Below are 16,145 nucleotides of genomic sequence, written 5' to 3'. Positions count from 1 at the left end.
TGCGAAGAAAGGGAGATATATGATGGATATCCGTTTTCTGACCCTCGCCGCCGTCCTGCCGCTCGCCGCCTGCGCCAGCGCCGGGGACGGTTCTCCCTCCGATGCCGGGCCGCCGCCGCCGGCCGTGATGACGTGCAGCGCCGATGCGGCGCAAAGCTATGTCGGCCAGACCGCGAGCCCCGATCTGGGCGGCGCCATCCTGAAAGCGACCGGCGCGCGCACGCTGCGCTGGGGCCCGCCGCGCAGCGCGATGACGATGGATTATCGGCAGGACCGGGTGAACGTCATGTACGACGACGCTTACAAGATCACGCAGGTTACGTGTGGCTGACGGCTCGCGGCGCAATCACGGCTCGGCGTCACCCTTTGAACCCGTGTACGGCTACAGCCGCGCAGTCCGGGTCGGCAATCGCATCGATGTCGCCGGCTGCGCGCCGATCGAGCCCGACGGTTCGTCGACCGTCGGCGACGCCGGAGTGCAGGCCGCGCGCTGCCTGACGATCATCGGCGAAGCGCTCGAAGCCCTGGGCGGCAGCTTCGCCGACGTTGTGCGCACCCGCATGTATATCACCGACGCCGCCGATGCCGATCGCGTCGGACAGGCGCATGGCGCCATATTCGGCGCGATCCGCCCCGCCGCGACGATGCTCGTCATTCCGGCGCTGATCCGCCCCGAATGGAAAGTCGAAATCGAGGCCGAGGCCATTTTAGAGACAGGGATATGACCGACCAGTTCCAGCTTACCGACGACCAGCGCGCGATCCAGGACATGGCGCGCAAGTTCACCGCCGACGCCATCACGCCCTTTGCGGCCGAATGGGACGAGAAGGCGCATTTCCCGCGCGACGTGATCAAGCAGGCGGCCGAACTCGGCTTCGCGGCGATCTATGTCAGCGAGGAATCGGGCGGTATCGGCCTCGGTCGGCTCGAGGCGGCATTGATCATGGAGGCGATGTCCTACGGCTGCCCGGCGACGAGCGCCTTCATCTCGATCCACAATATGGCGAGCTGGATGATCGACAGCTTCGGCGGCTCTGCGGTGAAGGCGAAATATCTTCCCGACCTCGTCACGATGGACCGCATGGCCAGCTACTGCCTCACCGAACCCGGTTCGGGGTCCGACGCCGCGGCGCTCAAGACCACCGCGACGCTCGACGGCGACCATTATGTCGTCAACGGCACCAAGCAGTTCATTTCGGGCGCCGGCGTCAACGACCTTTATGTGACGATGGTACGCACCGGCCAGCCGGGACCGAAGGGGATCAGCTGCCTCGTCATCGAAAAGGACATGCCCGGTGTCAGCTTCGGCGCGAAGGAACGCAAGCTCGGCTGGAACGCCTCGCCGACCGCGCAGGTGATCTTCGACAATGTGAAGGTGCCGGTCGAAAACCGCGTCGGTGCGGAAGGCGACGGCTTCCGCTTTGCGATGGCGGGGCTCGACGGCGGCCGCCTCAACATCGGCGCCTGCTCGCTCGGCGGGGCACAGCGCTGCCTCGACGAGGCGATCGCCTATACCAAGGACCGCCAGCAGTTCGGCCAGCCGATTGCGGATTTCCAGAACACCCAGTTCATGCTCGCCGACATGGCGACCGACCTCGAAGCCGCGCGTGCGCTGCTTTATATGGCGGCGGCGAAGGTGACTGCAAACGCCCCCGACAAGTCGCGCTTCTCGGCGATGGCGAAGCGGCTGGCGACCGATAACGGCAGCAAGATCGTCAACGACGCGCTGCAATTGTTCGGCGGTTACGGCTATCTGAAGGATTATCCGATCGAGCGTTTCTGGCGCGACCTGCGCGTCCATTCGATCCTCGAAGGGACGAACCAGGTGATGCGAATGATCGTGGGAAGGGATTTGCTACGCCAATGATGAATACGATGCTTCGAGACGCCGCTTCGACAGGCTCAGCGGCTCCTCAGCACAAACGGGTTTCCTTTGCCGCCGTTCGTCCTGAGGAGGGACTGAGCCTGGCGAAGGCCCGTCTCGAAGGACCTCTTGTATGACCGACGACATCCTCATCTCGATCGACGGCCATGCCGGCCGCCTGTCGCTCAATCGTCCGAAGGCGATCCACGCGCTCAACCTGCCGATGTGCCGGGCGATGATCGACGCGCTCGTAAAATGGCGCGATGACGAGGCCGTCGAGGCGGTCATCATCGACCATAGCGAAGGCCGCGGCTTCTGCGCCGGCGGCGACATTCGCATGCTCGCGGAAAGCGGCGCCAAGGACGGAACGGAGGCGCGGCAGTTCTTCCACACCGAATATCGCCTGAACCATCTGCTCTTCACCTATGCGAAGCCCGTCGTCGCCTTCATGGACGGCATTACCATGGGCGGCGGGGTCGGCATTTCGCAGCCGGCGAAATATCGCGTCGCGACCGAACATACGCGCTTTGCGATGCCCGAAACCGGGATCGGCCTGTTCCCCGACGTCGGCGGCGGCTGGTATCTGCCGCGACTGGAAGGGCGCGTCGGCGTCTATCTCGCGCTCACCGGCGCGCGGCTCGACGGGGCCGAATGCCTCGCGCTGGGCCTCGCGACCCACTATCTGCCGTCCGAAAAGATCGCCGAGGCAAAGGCGCGCATCGCGCAGCACCCCGACCGCATTGGCGGTATCTTGGGCGAGCTGTCGGTCACCGCGCCGCCCGCCGCGATCATGCAGCATATCGACCGGATCAACCGCCTGTTCGCCAGCGACAGCTATGAAGAGATTCTTGCCGCGCTTGAAACCGATGGCGGCGAATGGGCCGAAAAGGAACTGGCGACGCTCCACGGCAAATCGCCGCAAACCTGCAAGGTCGCGCTCCGCCAGCTCAAGGAGGGCGGCGAGATGCACGACTTTGCCGCGCAGATGACGCAGGAATATGCGATCGGCAGCCGGGTGGTGCAGATGCACGATTTCATCGAGGGTGTCCGCGCGCTGATTATCGACAAGGACAATAGCCCGAAATGGGACCCGCCGACGCCCGAGGCAGTCACCGACGACTGGATCGACGCGATCTTCGCGCCGCTGCCCGAGAATGAGAAATGGACCCCGCTACCATAAACTCGTCACCCCGGACTTGATCCGGGGTCCATTCTGCCTTGGTGGGAGGAATGGATGCCGGATCAAGTCCGGCATGACGAAAATCCGGAGATACCGAATGACCTACGAATCCCTCCTCGTCGAACAGCGCGGCGCCGTCACGCTCGTCACGCTCAACCGCCCGCAGGCGCTCAATGCCCTGAACTCCGATGTGCTTGACGACCTGATCGCTGCCTTCGCGGCGTTCGAGGCCGATGACAGCCAGCGCTGCGCCGTCCTCACCGGATCGGGCGACAAGGCGTTTGCCGCGGGTGCCGACATCAAGGAAATGGCCGACAAGCCCGCCGCCGATTTCTATCTCGAGGATTTCTTCTCGAAATGGACGAGCGACTTCGTGAAGAAGGTCAGGAAGCCGTGGATTGCTGCGGTCAACGGCTTTGCCTTGGGCGGCGGCTGCGAACTGGCGATGATGGCCGACTTCATCATCGCCAGCGAAAAGGCGAAATTCGGCCAGCCCGAAATCAAGCTCGGCGTCGCCCCCGGCATGGGCGGGTCGCAGCGTCTGACCCGCGCGGTCGGCAAGGCGAAGGCGATGGAAATGTGCCTGACCGGCCGGATGATGGACGCCGAAGAGGCCGAGCGTTCGGGCCTCGTCGCGCGGGTAGTCGCGCATGAAACGCTGGTCGACGAAGCGGTGAAGACGGCGACCACGATTGCAGGCATGCCGCCAATGGCCGCGATGGTGAACAAGGACATGGTCAATGCCGCGTTCGAAACGACGCTCGACCAGGGCCTTCTCTACGAACGCCGCTTGTTCCAGATTCTCGCCGCGACCGAGGACAAGGCCGAAGGTATGGCCGCCTTCATCGAAAAGCGCGAAGGCGTGTGGAAAGGGCGGTGACAACTGGTCTGCTCGCCTTGGCGATGGGACTCCTGCTCTTTTGGGCCGGGTGGAATCATTGGCGATATCGGCGACAGGAAACGACCGGCGTATTGGAAAGAATGATCCTGAACGCGGCAGGTGAAGAACCGCAGCCTCTGACGAGGCTCGATTGGTTCCTCAAATATCTTCAAGCGATCCTTGGCTTTGTCTTGGGCTCCTTCTTCACGTTCATTGGCGTAGTTGTCATTCTCAACGAATTGGAAATACTATGAAAATCGCCTTTATCGGACTCGGCAATATGGGCGGCGGGATGGCTGCGAACCTTGCGAAGGCGGGCCACGACGTCCGCGCCTTCGACCTCAGCGAAGAGGCGCTGACGCGGGCGGTGGAGGCGGGCTGCACCCGCGCCGCATCGGCGGCCGACGCGGTGACCGGCGCCGAGGCCGTCGTCACCATGCTCCCCGCGGGCAAGCATGTCGCGGGCGTTTATGAAGCCGACGTCTTCCCCAACGCCGCGCCCGGCACTCTGCTGCTCGATTGCTCGACGATCGACGTCGCGACGGCGCGCGCGAATATCGAGGCGGCGACGGCGAAGGGCCTCGTCGCGGTCGATGCGCCGGTTTCGGGCGGTATCGCCGCCGCCAATGCGGGCACGCTGACCTTCATGGTCGGCGGCACCGACGAAGGCTTCGCGCGCGCCGAACCCATCCTCGCGAAAATGGGCAAGGCGGTGATCCACGCCGGCGACGCGGGCGCGGGGCAGGGCGCGAAGATCTGCAACAATATGCTGCTGGGCGCGTCGATGATCGCGACGTGCGAAACGCTCGCGCTCGCGCAGAAGCTCGGGCTCGATCCGCAAAAATTCTTCGACATCGCCAGCGTGTCGTCGGGGCAATGCTGGTCGCTCACCAGCTATGCGCCGCTCCCCGGCGTCGGGCCGACGACGCCCGCCGACAATGATTACAAGGGCGGGTTCGCCGCGGCCCTTATGCTCAAGGACCTCCGCCTCGCGATGGAAGCGGCGGCGAGCGTCGAGGCTGATGTCCCGATGGGATCGAAGGCCCGCGAACTCTATGAAGCGTTCGTCGCCGCCGACGACGGCGGACATGATTTTTCCGCGATCATCAAGACATTGCAGGATTGAGCGGCAACGCCGCCCGTGACGGTTTTGGGGTAGTTGGTCGCCGTTGCCGCTAACCGCTCGTGTTCCCCGGCGAAAGCCGGGGCCCAGAGCGTTAAAAGCCGCCGTTGGTGCCGTGAAGCCCTGGGCCCCGGCTTTCGCCGGGGTGCACAACGTCGAAGCGGGACTTTCATACCTTCGTCATCCCGGATCAAGTCCGGGACGACGATGAGGATCGAACGTCCGCAACCGGTCGATTCCGGTCATTAGATACCGATCGGCAGCGGCGGGAATGGGGTAGATTCCAGCCTTTCGATTCTCGTCATCCTGAACTTGTTTCAGGATCCATGGTGCGCCATTTCCTTATGTGCTGCGCCGGAGGAAAGCTCCGTCCATGGATGCTGAAACAAGTTCAGCATGACGATGCTGTAAATGTCAGCAATCGGTCCTCAACTGCCATCCATGCCGATCCGGCCCGATGACCCAACCGGCCGAAAGCCGCCCACCCCAATCTCCGCTTGCCGACTCCCCGCAACGCGCCTATATGCACGCTCACTCCTAGACATGGGTAGCCATATAGGACGTCGGGGCCGCGGGCCGCGGCGGCCGTAAACGCATGGCTTTTCCGGTCGCGATATTTGGGAATGAAGCTTGGTCGATTTCGACGTCCTCAATGCGATCATCGCGCCCGAAGCCGAGGCGATGGGCCTTGCGCTCGTGCGCGTCGCCTTTTTCGGCGGCGAGGAAGATCCGACGCTGCAGGTGATGGCCGAACGGCCCGATACGCGCCAGCTGACGATCGACGATTGCGCCGATCTGTCGCGCCGCATTTCGGACCGGCTCGACGCGCTGGAGGAAGCGGGCGAGGATCCGATCGAGGGCGCCTATCGCCTCGAAGTGTCGTCGCCCGGGATCGACCGCCCGCTGACGCGTCCCGCCGACTTTGCCGACTGGGCGGGGCATGAGGCGAAGGTCGCGCTGAAGGAAAAGCGTGACGGGCGCCTGCGCTTCAATGGCGAACTCGCCGGCATCGACGCCGGTATCGTCACGATTTTCGACAAGGAAGGGGTCGAGCACAAGCTGCCGTTCGACGCGATCGACACGGCCAAGCTCGTCCTTACCGACAAATTGATTGCCGCAACCGTCCCGCTCTCGATCGAGGGTGCCGACGACATGGAAGAAGAAGGACAGGACTGATGGCCACTGCCATTTCCGCCAACAAGGCCGAACTGCTCGCGATCGCCAACAGCGTCGCCAGCGAGAAGATGATCGACAAGGGCATCGTCATCGAGGCCATCGAGGAAGCGATCCAGCGCGCGGCGCGCGCCCGCTACGGCGCCGAGAACGACATCCGCGCCAAGCTCGACGCGCAGACCGGCGACCTTCGCTTGTGGCGCGTCGTCGAGGTGGTTGAACAGGTCGATGATTATTTCAAGCAGGTCGACCTTGCCGCCGGGCAGAAGCTGCAGAAGGATGCGAAGGTCGGCGACTTCATCGTCGATCCGCTGCCCGCGGTCGACCTCGGCCGCATCGACGCCCAGTCGGCGAAGCAGGTGATCTTCCAGAAGGTCCGCGAAGCCGACCGCGAGCGCCAGTTCGAGGAATATAAGGACCGCGCGGGCGAGATCATCACCGGCGTCGTCAAGTCGGTCGAATTCGGCCACATCGTCGTCAACCTGGGCCGCGCCGAAGGCGTGATCCGCCGCGACCAGCAGATCCCGCGCGAACTGATGCGCGTCGGCGATCGCGTCCGCGCGCTGATCCTGTCGGTGCGCCGCGAAAATCGCGGACCGCAGATTTTCCTCAGCCGCGCGCACCCCGACTTCATGAAGAAGCTGTTCGCGCAGGAAGTGCCCGAAATCTACGACGGCATCATCGAGATCAAGGCCGCGGCGCGCGATCCGGGCAGCCGCGCCAAGATCGGCGTCATCAGCTATGACGGCTCGATCGACCCCGTCGGCGCGTGCGTCGGCATGAAGGGCAGCCGCGTTCAGGCGGTCGTCCAGGAAATGCAGGGCGAAAAGATCGACATCATTCCCTGGTCGGAAGACACCGCGACCTTCGTCGTCAACGCGCTGCAGCCCGCGACGGTGCAGCGCGTCGTCATCGACGAAGATGACGGCCGTATCGAAGTCGTCGTTCCCGACGATCAGCTCAGCCTTGCCATCGGCCGCCGCGGCCAGAATGTCCGTCTCGCCAGCCAGCTGACCGGCAAGCAGATCGACATCATGACCGAGGCCGACGCGAGCGAAAAGCGCCAGCGCGAATTCGTCGAACGCTCGACGATGTTCCAGGAAGAACTCGACGTCGACGAAACGCTCGCGCAGTTGCTCGTCGCCGAAGGCTTCGGCGAACTCGAAGAAGTCGCTTATGTGCCGCTCGACGAACTGGCGAGCATCGAAGGCTTCGATGACGAACTGGCCGAAGAGCTGCAGAGCCGTGCGACCGAAGCGCTCGAACGCCGCGAAGAAGCCGCGCGCCAGGAACGCCGCGGGCTTGGCGTCGAGGATGATCTGGCCGAACTGCCGCACCTGACCGAAGCGATGCTCGTCACGCTCGGCAAGGCGGGGATCAAGACGCTCGACGATCTGGCTGACCTCGCGACCGACGAACTGATCGCGAAGAAGCGCAGCGAGAATCGCCGCGGCCCGGCGCGCGAGCGTTCGGAACGCGCCGAAGACAAGGGCGGCGTGCTCGGCGAATATGGCCTGTCGGAAGAGCAGGGCAACGAGATCATCATGGCGGCGCGCGCGCACTGGTTCGACGACGAACCGGCTGCCGAAGCCGAAGCCCAGACCGGGGAGGCCGCCGATGCGGACCCCGCGCAATGATCAGCTAAGCCAAACCGACCGCGCGGGTAAGCGCGGACAGCACGCGCCCGAAAGGCGCTGTGTGGTAACCGGCGACGTGGCGCCGGCCGGACGGCTCGTGCGCCTTGCGCTCGGGCCCGACGGCACGATCGCGCCCGACGTGCTCAGCAAGGCGCCGGGGCGCGGCGCGTGGATCGGGGTCGACCGCGACGCGCTGGAAGCGGCGCAGGCGAAGGGCAAGCTCAAGGGCGGGCTGGCGCGGGCGCTGCAGGACAGCGCCTTCACGATTCCCGACGATCTGGGCGCGCGGATCGAGGCGCAACTCGCGCGTGCGACGCTCGACCGGCTGGGGCTTGAGGCGCGCGGCGGAATGCTGATCCTCGGCAGCGAGCGGATCGAGGACGCGGCGCGCCGCGGCCAGGTCCGCCTGCTCCTGCATGCGCAGGATGCCGGCGAAGATGGGCGCAAGAAACTGGCACAGGCGTGGCGGGTCGGCGAGGATCACGAAGGGTCCGGCCGCGAGGGCACGGTCTTGCCGGTGGACCGATACACCCTATCTATGGCATTGGGGCGTGAAAATGCGGTGCATCTGGGCGTGACCGACGCCCGTGCCGCCGACCGGGTGCTGGCGCATTTGAGCCGCTGGCAGTTTTTCACCGGATGGTTTAGGGACGCGGCCAACCGCGTTTCCGATCAGGATTCCCGCACGGCGGGGAATGGGATGGCGTCCAGGGAGCCCGACACGGACTCTCCGGTTTCGGACGCGTATTGAAGGAATAAGACGTTTCGATGAGTGACGAACAGGACAAGCCGACTCTGACCCGCAAGCCCTTGGGGCTGAAGCGTACGGTAGAGGCCGGACAGGTGCAGCAGCAATTCAGCCACGGCCGCCGCAATACGGTGGTGGTCGAGGTGAAGCGCCGCCGCGTGCTTGGCCGTCCCGGCGAAGCGGCGCCCGCGCCCGAGGCTGAAGCGGTCGAGGCCGCGCCTGCACCCGCGCCGAAGCCGGCTGCGCCCGCACCGGCACCCAAGCCTGCCGCGCCCAAGGCCGACAACAGCCTGATGTCGCGTCAGGAGCGCCAGACGCAGTTGCTGCGCGAAGCCGAAGAGGCGCGTCTCGCCGCGCTTGAAGAAGCGCGCCGCCGCGAAGAGGCCGAACGCGCCCGCGCGCTCGAGGAAGAGCGCGCGCGTGCCGCCGAAGCGCGCGAGGAAAAATCCAAGGCTTCCGAGGAAGCGCCCGCTCCGGCTGCTGCCGAGCCCGCCGCCGAAGCGCCGGTCGCGCCTGCTGCCGAAGCCAAGCCGGCCGAAGCCGCGCCGCGCGCCGCCACGACGAGCAGCGCTGCGCCCGCGCCGCGTCGCTTCACGCCGGTCGAGGCGCCGAAGCGTCCCGAACCGAAGCGCCCCGAACAGAAGAAGGAACATCGCGGCGATCACCGGCGTCAGTCGGGCAAGCTGACCGTCACGCGCGCGCTCAACGAAGATGAAGGCGCGCGTGCGCGCAGCCTCGCCGCGCTGAAGCGCGCTCGCGAAAAGGAAAAGCGTTCGCACCTGATGCCGAGCGGTCCGCGCGAAAAGCAGGTTCGCGAAGTCGTCGTTCCCGACACGATCACCGTGCAGGAACTGGCGAACCGCATGGCCGAAAAGGGCGCCGATCTCGTCAAGGCGCTGTTCAAGATGGGCATGATGGTCACCGTCAATCAGACGATCGACCAGGATACGGCTGAACTGCTCGTCACCGAATTCGGGCACGAGATCAAACGCGTCAGCGAAGCCGATGTGGATATCCGCAACGATCAGGACGTCGATGCGCCCGAACAGATGAAGCCCCGCGCGCCGGTGGTCACCATCATGGGCCACGTCGATCACGGCAAGACCAGCTTGCTCGACGCGCTGCGCGGCACCAGCGTCCAGTCGGGCGAAGCCGGCGGCATCACCCAGCATATCGGCGCCTATCAGGTGAAGACCCCCGACGGGAGCCAAGTCACCTTCCTCGATACGCCGGGCCACGAAGCCTTCACCGAAATGCGCGCGCGCGGTGCCAATGTCACCGATATCGCGGTGCTGGTGGTGGCGGCCGACGACGGGCTGAAGCCGCAGACGATCGAATCGATCAACCATGCGAAGGCGGCCGGCGTGCCGATCATCGTGGCGATCAACAAGGTCGACAAGGAAGGCGCGAACCCGCAGCGCGTGCGCGAGCGCCTGCTCGAGCATGAGATCGTCGTCGAGGAAATGGGCGGCGACGTCCAGAATGTCGAAGTTTCGGCGCTCAAGAAGACTGGCCTCGACAAGCTGCTCGACGCTATCGCGCTTCAGGCCGAGATCATGGAGCTCAAGGCCAACCCCGACCGTTCGGCCGAGGGGACGGTGGTCGAGGCCAAGCTCGACAAGGGCCGCGGCCCCGTTGCGACGATCCTCGTCCGTCGCGGTACGCTGAAGGTCGGCGACATCTTCGTCTGCGGCGCCGAAAGCGGTCGCGTCCGCGCGCTCGTCAACGATCAGGGCCAGCAGATCAAGGAAGCCGGTCCGTCAATGCCGGTCGAGGTTCTGGGCCTCGGCGGGGTGCCGATGGCGGGTGACACGCTGACCGTGGTCGAGAATGAGGCGCGCGCGCGCGAAGTCGCCGCCTATCGTCAGGAACAGGCGCTCAAGAAGCGGACGGCGCAGGCGCCGGTCAGCCTGGAAGGCATGTTCTCGGCGCTCGCCGACAAGGCCAATGTCATCGAATATCCGGTGGTCATCAAGGCCGACGTGCAGGGCAGCGTCGAAGCGATCGTCAACGCGCTCAACAAGCTGTCGACCGACGAGATTCGCGTCCGCGTGCTCCATTCGGGAGCCGGCGCGATCACCGAAAGCGACGTGACGCTGGCGGCGGCGACGAATGCGCCGATCATCGGCTTCAACGTCCGCCCCAACGCCAAGGCGCGCGAGATCGCGAACCGCGAAAAAGTGCGCTTCATGTACTATGACGTCATCTATCACCTGACCGAGGAAGTCGCGAAGGAGATGGCGGGCGAGCTGGGCCCGGAACGCGTCGAAACCGTCGTCGGCCGCGCCGAGGTCAAGGAAGTCTTCCCGGCCGGCAAGCGCGACAAGGCCGCGGGTCTGCTGGTGCTCGAAGGCATCATCCGCAAGGGGCTCCACGCGCGTCTCACGCGCGAGGACGTCATCGTCTCGGCAACGACCATCGCGTCGCTCCGCCGTTTCAAGGACGATGTCGCCGAAGTGCGCGCGGGCCTGGAATGCGGCGTCGTGCTGGCGGATACCAACGACATCAAGCCGGGCGATCACCTCGAAGTCTTCGAGGTCGAGGAACGCGCGCGGACGTTGTGATCGAACCATCGCCGCACCCCTGCATGCGCGGGGGTGCGGTAGGATATTGAGCGATGCGGCATAACGAAAAACCCGAAGGCCCCTCGGTCCGCGTCCTGCGCGTGGGCGAACAGGTGCGCCATGTGCTGAGCGAGATACTTCAGCGCGGCGACGTGCATGACGATGTCCTCGCGACGCATCCGGTGAGCGTGACCGAAGTGCGCATGTCGCCCGACCTGCGCCATGCCACGGTATTCGTGAAGCCGCTGCTCGGCCGCGACGAGGAGGCGGTGCTGAAGGCGTTGCGCACCAACACCGCCTATCTCCAGCGCGAAGTCGCGCACCGCATCCGCATGAAATATGCGGCGAAGCTCAAATTCCTCGCCGACGAAAGCTTCGACGAAGCGAGCCACATCGAGCAATTGCTGCGCGATCCCAAGGTGGCGCGCGACTTGGGCAGCGGCGAGGGCGAAATTCAAGACTGAGCCCAGATGACGGGTTGGTGGGAGCGGATAGGCGCTATTTTCCCTTCGGCGTCTTGATCCCTGCCGCGGCCTCAAGCTCGACCAGCGCTTCTTCCAGATAGTCGATCATCCGCTGCGCGTGCGGCACGCTGCGGCGGCAGGCGGTGATGCCGAAGTCGATATTCCTGAAATTCGACACCTGCGTGATATTCATCGCCATGCCGTCGACGGGGATGCTTGCGGGATACATGCCGTCGAGCCGCGCGCCGTTCCAGTACATCTGCTCGCGCGGGCCGGGGACGTTGGAGATGGTGGCCGAATAGGCGGGGAATTTGTCGGCGGTACGCGTCAGCGCGGTCAGCATCTGCGGGAAATTGGTGATTGCGGTATAGAGCTGGATCTGCTGCGCGGTCATCGCGCGCAATTGTGCCTTGGCGGCGTTCATCGATCCCTGGATCGCCGCCATGCGTTCGGCGGGGTCGTCGATATGGGTCGCGAGATTGGCCGTCACTGAGGCAACCGAATTGCCCGAATCGATATCGTCCTTGGGCCGGATCGACACCGGCGCCATGGCTTTCAAAGGCTTGTCGGGCAGCTCGTTCAGCGATTGCAGATATTTGCGCATCGCGCCCGCGCACATGCCGAGCACCGCGTCGTTGATCGTCCCGTCATAGGCCTTGCCGACCGCGCGGACGCGTTCGAGCGACCAGCTTTGCGCGACGAAGCGGCGGGCGCCGGTGATGTTGCGGTTGAAGCTGGTGCGTGGCACGCCGGCAAAGGGGGTGACCAGCCCTTCGCCGCCGATGCCGAACATCGCCGCGACATATTGGTTGAGCGCCTTGGTCACGCCGACGCTGTTGCCCCATTGCTCCTTCAGAAACTCGCCGATCGCGGCGATGTCGGTCAGGCTGGGGCGCGGCGGCTTTTTGGGCGACGGGAATTTGCGCTTATAGGCTTCATAGGCCTCGACCGACAGCGGCGAGCAGGTCCGCCGTTCCTTGGGGTCGGGCGAGAACATCGAATTATAGAAATGGATGCTCGCCGCGCCGTCCATCAGCGCATGATGCACCTTCTTGAAGGTTGCGATCTGCCGATTGGGGAGCCCTGAGATCAGCGTGATTTCCCACAAGGGGCGGGTGCGGTCGAGCAGGCTGGAATGGAGGCGCGAGGCGAGTTCGAACATCTCGCGATAGCGCCCCGGCTTGGGCAGCGCGGCCGAGCGCACATGATAGTGCATGTCGATGTCGCGGTCGGGTTCGAGCCGGATCGGGCCGTACTGGCCGAGCGGGGTGAGTTTCAGCACCTCGCTGAACGGCCGCCGCAGCCCTTCCGACTGGCGCAACAGTGCGAGCTGTTCGTTCAGCCAATCGGTTTCGTCGACATCGTCGGGCAGCGTGTAGAGGTTGATGCCGCCGATATGCATCGGCATTTCGCGACTTTCCCCCCACAGGAACATCGCATCGGTCACCGGCATCAATCGCATTGCAGCTCTCCCCACTGTTAATGCTGCATCTTTTGTGCGCAGCATGACAGCGGGGGCGGGCGAGTCAAGCTGCGGTGTCGGCGGCTGCGGGCGCGCGGCGGGTATCAGACGTGGGGCAGCACCATCCGGCGGGTGATGTCGGGGTCGCGGTCGCGGTGGACCGCGATACCGGTGAGCAGACTTTCGGCGATCATCCGCGCCCGCGCACCGACCAGCGCGACCGCCCCTTCGCTCGGCGCCACGTCGCGCAGCGTGGCATAAAAGAGCCCGAGCCAATGCTGGAAATGGCGTTCGCCGATGGTCGGGATCGCAAGATGCTTGGCCATCGGATTGCCGGTGAAATTGCCGGCGCCGAGCAGGATCGACTGCCAGAAGCGGTTCATCTGCGCGAGATGCGCGGGCCAGTCGTGGATGCGTTCGTCGAAGATCGGGCCAAGCAGGGCGTCGCGCCGGATCGCGGCGTAGAAGCGATCGACGAGCGTCGCGATAAAGGCTTCGTCGACTCCCATCGCGATGGCGGCAGCGCGCCGGTCCTCGCGCGCGGCGATGGCATGGGGGTGGGCGGGGACGGTCTTCTTCATTGCCTCGACTCGATAAACGGCATTTCATTTGCCGCTTTATCGGCCTTGCGCATAAAAGCAATATTTCATATACCTATTTTATGCGATTGAGCCTTCACAGCGACTATGCGCTGCGCATCCTGATGGCGCTGGCGGCGACCGGGCGGCAGATGTCGGTCGACGAGATCGCCGGCCAATATGGCGTGTCGCGCAATCATCTCGCCAAGGTGGCGCAGCGGCTGCAGGCGCTCGGCTATGTCGCGGCGCAGCGCGGACGCGGAGGCGGGCTGACGCTCGCCAAGGCGCCTGAGGCGGTGATCGTCGGCGCGGTCGTCCGCGAGCTCGAAAGGCTGGACGGCTTCGTCGAGTGTATGAACCCAGCGACGTCGACCTGCCCGGTGCGCGGCGGCTGCGGATTGCAGGGCGCGCTCGCCGGGGCGCTGGCAGCCTTCACCGCGCATCTCGACGGCTACACGCTCGCCGATCTGCTGCCGCAGCCGGCGCGCTTTCGCGCGCTGCTCGGCGCCGCCTGATTGGGCTTGCGCGGCGCCGCCGAGGCGGTATCGCTCATGCCATGGCCAAGCTCTATTTCTATTATGCCAGCATGAACGCGGGCAAGTCGACGACGCTGCTGCAGGCGGATTTCAACTATCGCGAGCGCGGGATGGAGACGATGCTGTGGACCGCCGCGCTCGACGACCGCTACGGCGCGGGGCAGATCACCAGCCGCATCGGCCTGCTCGCCGAGGCGCATAAATTCGATCCCGAAAGCGACCTGTGGGCCGCGGTGAGCGACGAGCATCGGCGGCGCCCGCTGGCATGCGTGCTGATCGACGAGGCGCAGTTCCTTTCGAAAGATCAGGTGTTTGCGCTGGCGCGGCTCGCCGACGAGGCCGATATTCCGGTCCTCTGTTACGGGCTGCGCACCGATTTTGCGGCCGATCTCTTTCCCGGCTCGGCGGCGTTGCTCGGCATCGCCGACGCGCTGGTCGAACTGAAGGCGGTGTGCGAATGCGGGCGCAAGGCGACGATGAACCTGCGCGTCGATGCCGCCGGCCGAGCGGTGGTCGCGGGCGCGCAGACCGAGATCGGCGGCAACGACCGCTATGTCGCCATGTGCCGCCGCCATTTCATGGCCAAGCGCCGGGCTGCGGCGGACGCTTTGCAAGAGGCGGGCGCCGATGCTTGACCGGCTTTATGTCGAACTGGCCGACGGCGACCTCCGGCTCGTCAAGCTGGCCGAGCCGCACCGCGAGGCGCTGCGCGCCGCCTGCGCCGCCGATGCCGACATCTGGCCGATCTATTCGTCGAGCTTCGATCCCGATCATTTCGACGCGAGCTTCGACACGCTGATCGGGCATGAAAGCCGGATGCCCTATGCGATCATCGACGGCGATCGGCTGGTCGGCATGACCGCTTATCTGCGTCCCGATGTGTCGGCGCAGACGGTGGAGATCGGCAACAGCTATATCGAACCCGCCGCGCGCGGCACGGGGTTCAATGGGCGTGTCAAGAAACTGATGATCGATCATGCGTTTGCAGTCGGCATCCGCCGGATCGAATTCCGCATCGATGAACGCAATGCACGCAGTCAGGCGGCGGTCGGGAAGCTCGGCGCGGTCAAGGAGGGCGTGCTACGCGCCGAACGCATCACCTGGACCGGCTATTTGCGGCATACTGGGTTATTTAGCCTTCTTGCGGACGATTGGGCTGCCCGGCCATAGTCCGGCGATGGGCGTGGCTTGGCTTTTTATGGGATTTGCATGGATCGTGTGCACGGCGGTGACGCTGCTGTTCACATTGATCATCGACCGGTTCGCGGCGCGGCGCTGGTGGGGGCGCACGCGGCGTGCGCTGTGGTTGGCACTGCTGGCCGGGCACGCACTCAACCTGCTCCTATTCTGGAACCCATTCACGTTCGCCCCGCGATCCTGGTTCCTATATGCCGGTACGGCTTTCATGGCGGGATTGCTGCTATGGCCGGTCGCGCGCCGTCGCTAGGATTGCGGCCTCAGTCAGCATGAGTTCAGCCAGTTCGCGCTAGATGAGTCGCCATGAAAACTCTTGCACTCTCCCTGGCCGCCGCCTTGCTCCCCCTTTCAGCAACTGTGGCGGCCGAAAGGGCACCGCAGGAATCGCGCGCGCTGGGCGTCGAAACCGGCATCAGCTTTCCCAGTAATGCGACGATCCGTACCTTTCAGGCCGATGGCGAGGATGGCGTGTGGATTCAGGACAGCCGCCGCGACTGGTATTATGCGACCTTCTTCGGTCCGTGCCGCGACATCGATTTTGCGCAGGCGATCGGCGTCGACACGCGCGGAACCTCGCGGCTCGACAAGTTCGCGTCGCTTCTGGTGCGCGGCGAGCGCTGTGCGATTTCGTCCTTCGTGACGTCGGCGCCGCCGCCGACCAAGGAAGAGCGCAAGGCGGCGCGCGAGGCGGAGAAAGCCGCCAAGGCCGCTGCGGACGCCGCCAAGTCGAATTGAGCCC

At 65.0% G+C, this 16,145-nt stretch carries 19 protein-coding genes; 17 read left to right on the top strand and 2 right to left on the bottom strand.

Going from position 1 to position 16,145, the window contains the following annotated elements:
• The first annotated feature begins 19 nt into the window (after positions 1–19).
• The 12 genes from STE01S_RS01160 to rbfA all read left to right on the top strand — a co-directional run bounded on the left by STE01S_RS01160 (position 20) and on the right by rbfA (position 11,633).
• Positions 20–331, top strand: coding sequence for an I78 family peptidase inhibitor (locus tag STE01S_RS01160; protein WP_082813172.1), 312 nt, complete (start codon positions 20–22; stop codon positions 329–331).
• Positions 324–725, top strand: coding sequence for a RidA family protein (locus STE01S_RS01155; RefSeq protein ID WP_062764123.1), 402 nt, complete (start codon positions 324–326; stop codon positions 723–725). The genes STE01S_RS01160 and STE01S_RS01155 overlap by 8 nt, the downstream gene beginning before the upstream one ends.
• Complete coding sequence (locus tag STE01S_RS01150) at positions 722–1,867, top strand: acyl-CoA dehydrogenase family protein (RefSeq protein ID WP_062764121.1); 1,146 nt, start codon at positions 722–724, stop codon at positions 1,865–1,867. The genes STE01S_RS01155 and STE01S_RS01150 overlap by 4 nt, the downstream gene beginning before the upstream one ends.
• 130 nt (positions 1,868–1,997) lie before the next feature.
• The gene (locus tag STE01S_RS01145) at positions 1,998–3,044 is read left to right on the top strand and encodes an enoyl-CoA hydratase/isomerase family protein (RefSeq protein WP_062764119.1); all 1,047 of its coding nucleotides are present in this window, start codon (positions 1,998–2,000) and stop codon (positions 3,042–3,044) included.
• A 97-nt stretch (positions 3,045–3,141) separates the two neighbouring features.
• Entirely contained in the window at positions 3,142–3,924 is a 783-nt protein-coding gene (locus tag STE01S_RS01140; protein ID WP_062764117.1) for an enoyl-CoA hydratase-related protein, read from the top strand.
• Positions 3,921–4,178, top strand: coding sequence for a hypothetical protein (locus STE01S_RS20215; RefSeq protein ID WP_162928173.1), 258 nt, complete (start codon positions 3,921–3,923; stop codon positions 4,176–4,178). Before STE01S_RS01140 ends, STE01S_RS20215 begins: the two co-directional genes overlap by 4 nt.
• Positions 4,175–5,050, top strand: coding sequence for a 3-hydroxyisobutyrate dehydrogenase (gene mmsB / locus STE01S_RS01135; protein WP_062764115.1), 876 nt, complete (start codon positions 4,175–4,177; stop codon positions 5,048–5,050). Before STE01S_RS20215 ends, mmsB begins: the two co-directional genes overlap by 4 nt.
• A 627-nt stretch (positions 5,051–5,677) precedes the next feature.
• Positions 5,678–6,223, top strand: a complete 546-nt coding sequence (gene rimP, locus STE01S_RS01130; protein ID WP_062764113.1) for a ribosome maturation protein RimP — start codon at positions 5,678–5,680, stop codon at positions 6,221–6,223.
• Positions 6,223–7,857 (top strand): transcription termination factor NusA, encoded by a 1,635-nt coding sequence (nusA, locus tag STE01S_RS01125; protein WP_003042722.1) that lies wholly within the window; start codon positions 6,223–6,225, stop codon positions 7,855–7,857. Before rimP ends, nusA begins: the two co-directional genes overlap by 1 nt.
• Complete coding sequence (locus STE01S_RS01120) at positions 7,838–8,608, top strand: DUF448 domain-containing protein (protein ID WP_062764108.1); 771 nt, start codon at positions 7,838–7,840, stop codon at positions 8,606–8,608. Before nusA ends, STE01S_RS01120 begins: the two co-directional genes overlap by 20 nt.
• A 17-nt stretch (positions 8,609–8,625) precedes the next feature.
• Positions 8,626–11,169, top strand: coding sequence for a translation initiation factor IF-2 (gene infB / locus STE01S_RS01115; RefSeq protein ID WP_062764106.1), 2,544 nt, complete (start codon positions 8,626–8,628; stop codon positions 11,167–11,169).
• A gap of 53 nt (positions 11,170–11,222) precedes the next feature.
• Positions 11,223–11,633: a 30S ribosome-binding factor RbfA gene (rbfA, locus tag STE01S_RS01110; protein ID WP_062764104.1), complete on the top strand. Its 411-nt coding sequence runs from the start codon at positions 11,223–11,225 to the stop codon at positions 11,631–11,633.
• Positions 11,634–11,667: 34 nt separating this feature from the next.
• On the opposite strand, the gene STE01S_RS01105 is transcribed toward rbfA, so the two are convergent.
• On the bottom strand, positions 11,668–13,095 hold the full coding sequence (locus tag STE01S_RS01105; protein ID WP_062764102.1) for a WS/DGAT/MGAT family O-acyltransferase: 1,428 nt from the start codon (positions 13,093–13,095) through the stop codon (positions 11,668–11,670).
• A gap of 104 nt (positions 13,096–13,199) precedes the next feature.
• Positions 13,200–13,676: a group III truncated hemoglobin gene (locus STE01S_RS01100; protein WP_062764100.1), complete on the bottom strand. Its 477-nt coding sequence runs from the start codon at positions 13,674–13,676 to the stop codon at positions 13,200–13,202.
• Positions 13,677–13,756: 80 nt separating this feature from the next.
• Here STE01S_RS01100 and STE01S_RS01095 point away from each other — a divergent pair, with 80 nt between their 5' ends.
• From STE01S_RS01095 to STE01S_RS01075, 5 genes are read left to right on the top strand one after another with little or no spacing between them, the layout of a single operon-like run.
• Positions 13,757–14,188, top strand: a complete 432-nt coding sequence (locus STE01S_RS01095) for an RrF2 family transcriptional regulator (RefSeq protein ID WP_062764097.1) — start codon at positions 13,757–13,759, stop codon at positions 14,186–14,188.
• A gap of 41 nt (positions 14,189–14,229) precedes the next feature.
• The gene (locus STE01S_RS01090) at positions 14,230–14,844 is read left to right on the top strand and encodes a thymidine kinase (RefSeq protein WP_062764095.1); all 615 of its coding nucleotides are present in this window, start codon (positions 14,230–14,232) and stop codon (positions 14,842–14,844) included.
• Positions 14,837–15,379 (top strand): GNAT family N-acetyltransferase, encoded by a 543-nt coding sequence (locus STE01S_RS01085; RefSeq protein ID WP_058811228.1) that lies wholly within the window; start codon positions 14,837–14,839, stop codon positions 15,377–15,379. Before STE01S_RS01090 ends, STE01S_RS01085 begins: the two co-directional genes overlap by 8 nt.
• Before the next feature lie 13 nt (positions 15,380–15,392).
• The gene (locus STE01S_RS01080; protein ID WP_156416698.1) at positions 15,393–15,656 is read left to right on the top strand and encodes a hypothetical protein; all 264 of its coding nucleotides are present in this window, start codon (positions 15,393–15,395) and stop codon (positions 15,654–15,656) included.
• Between the two features lie 53 nt (positions 15,657–15,709).
• Complete coding sequence (locus STE01S_RS01075) at positions 15,710–16,141, top strand: DUF6491 family protein (RefSeq protein ID WP_255265845.1); 432 nt, start codon at positions 15,710–15,712, stop codon at positions 16,139–16,141.
• Positions 16,142–16,145: the final 4 nt, after the last annotated feature.

Source organism: Sphingopyxis terrae subsp. terrae NBRC 15098, from assembly GCF_001598815.1.
Lineage (GTDB): Bacteria > Pseudomonadota > Alphaproteobacteria > Sphingomonadales > Sphingomonadaceae > Sphingopyxis > Sphingopyxis terrae.
The sequence above is the reverse complement of the archived record's forward strand: the minus strand, read 5'-3'. Positions and strand labels throughout refer to the sequence as shown.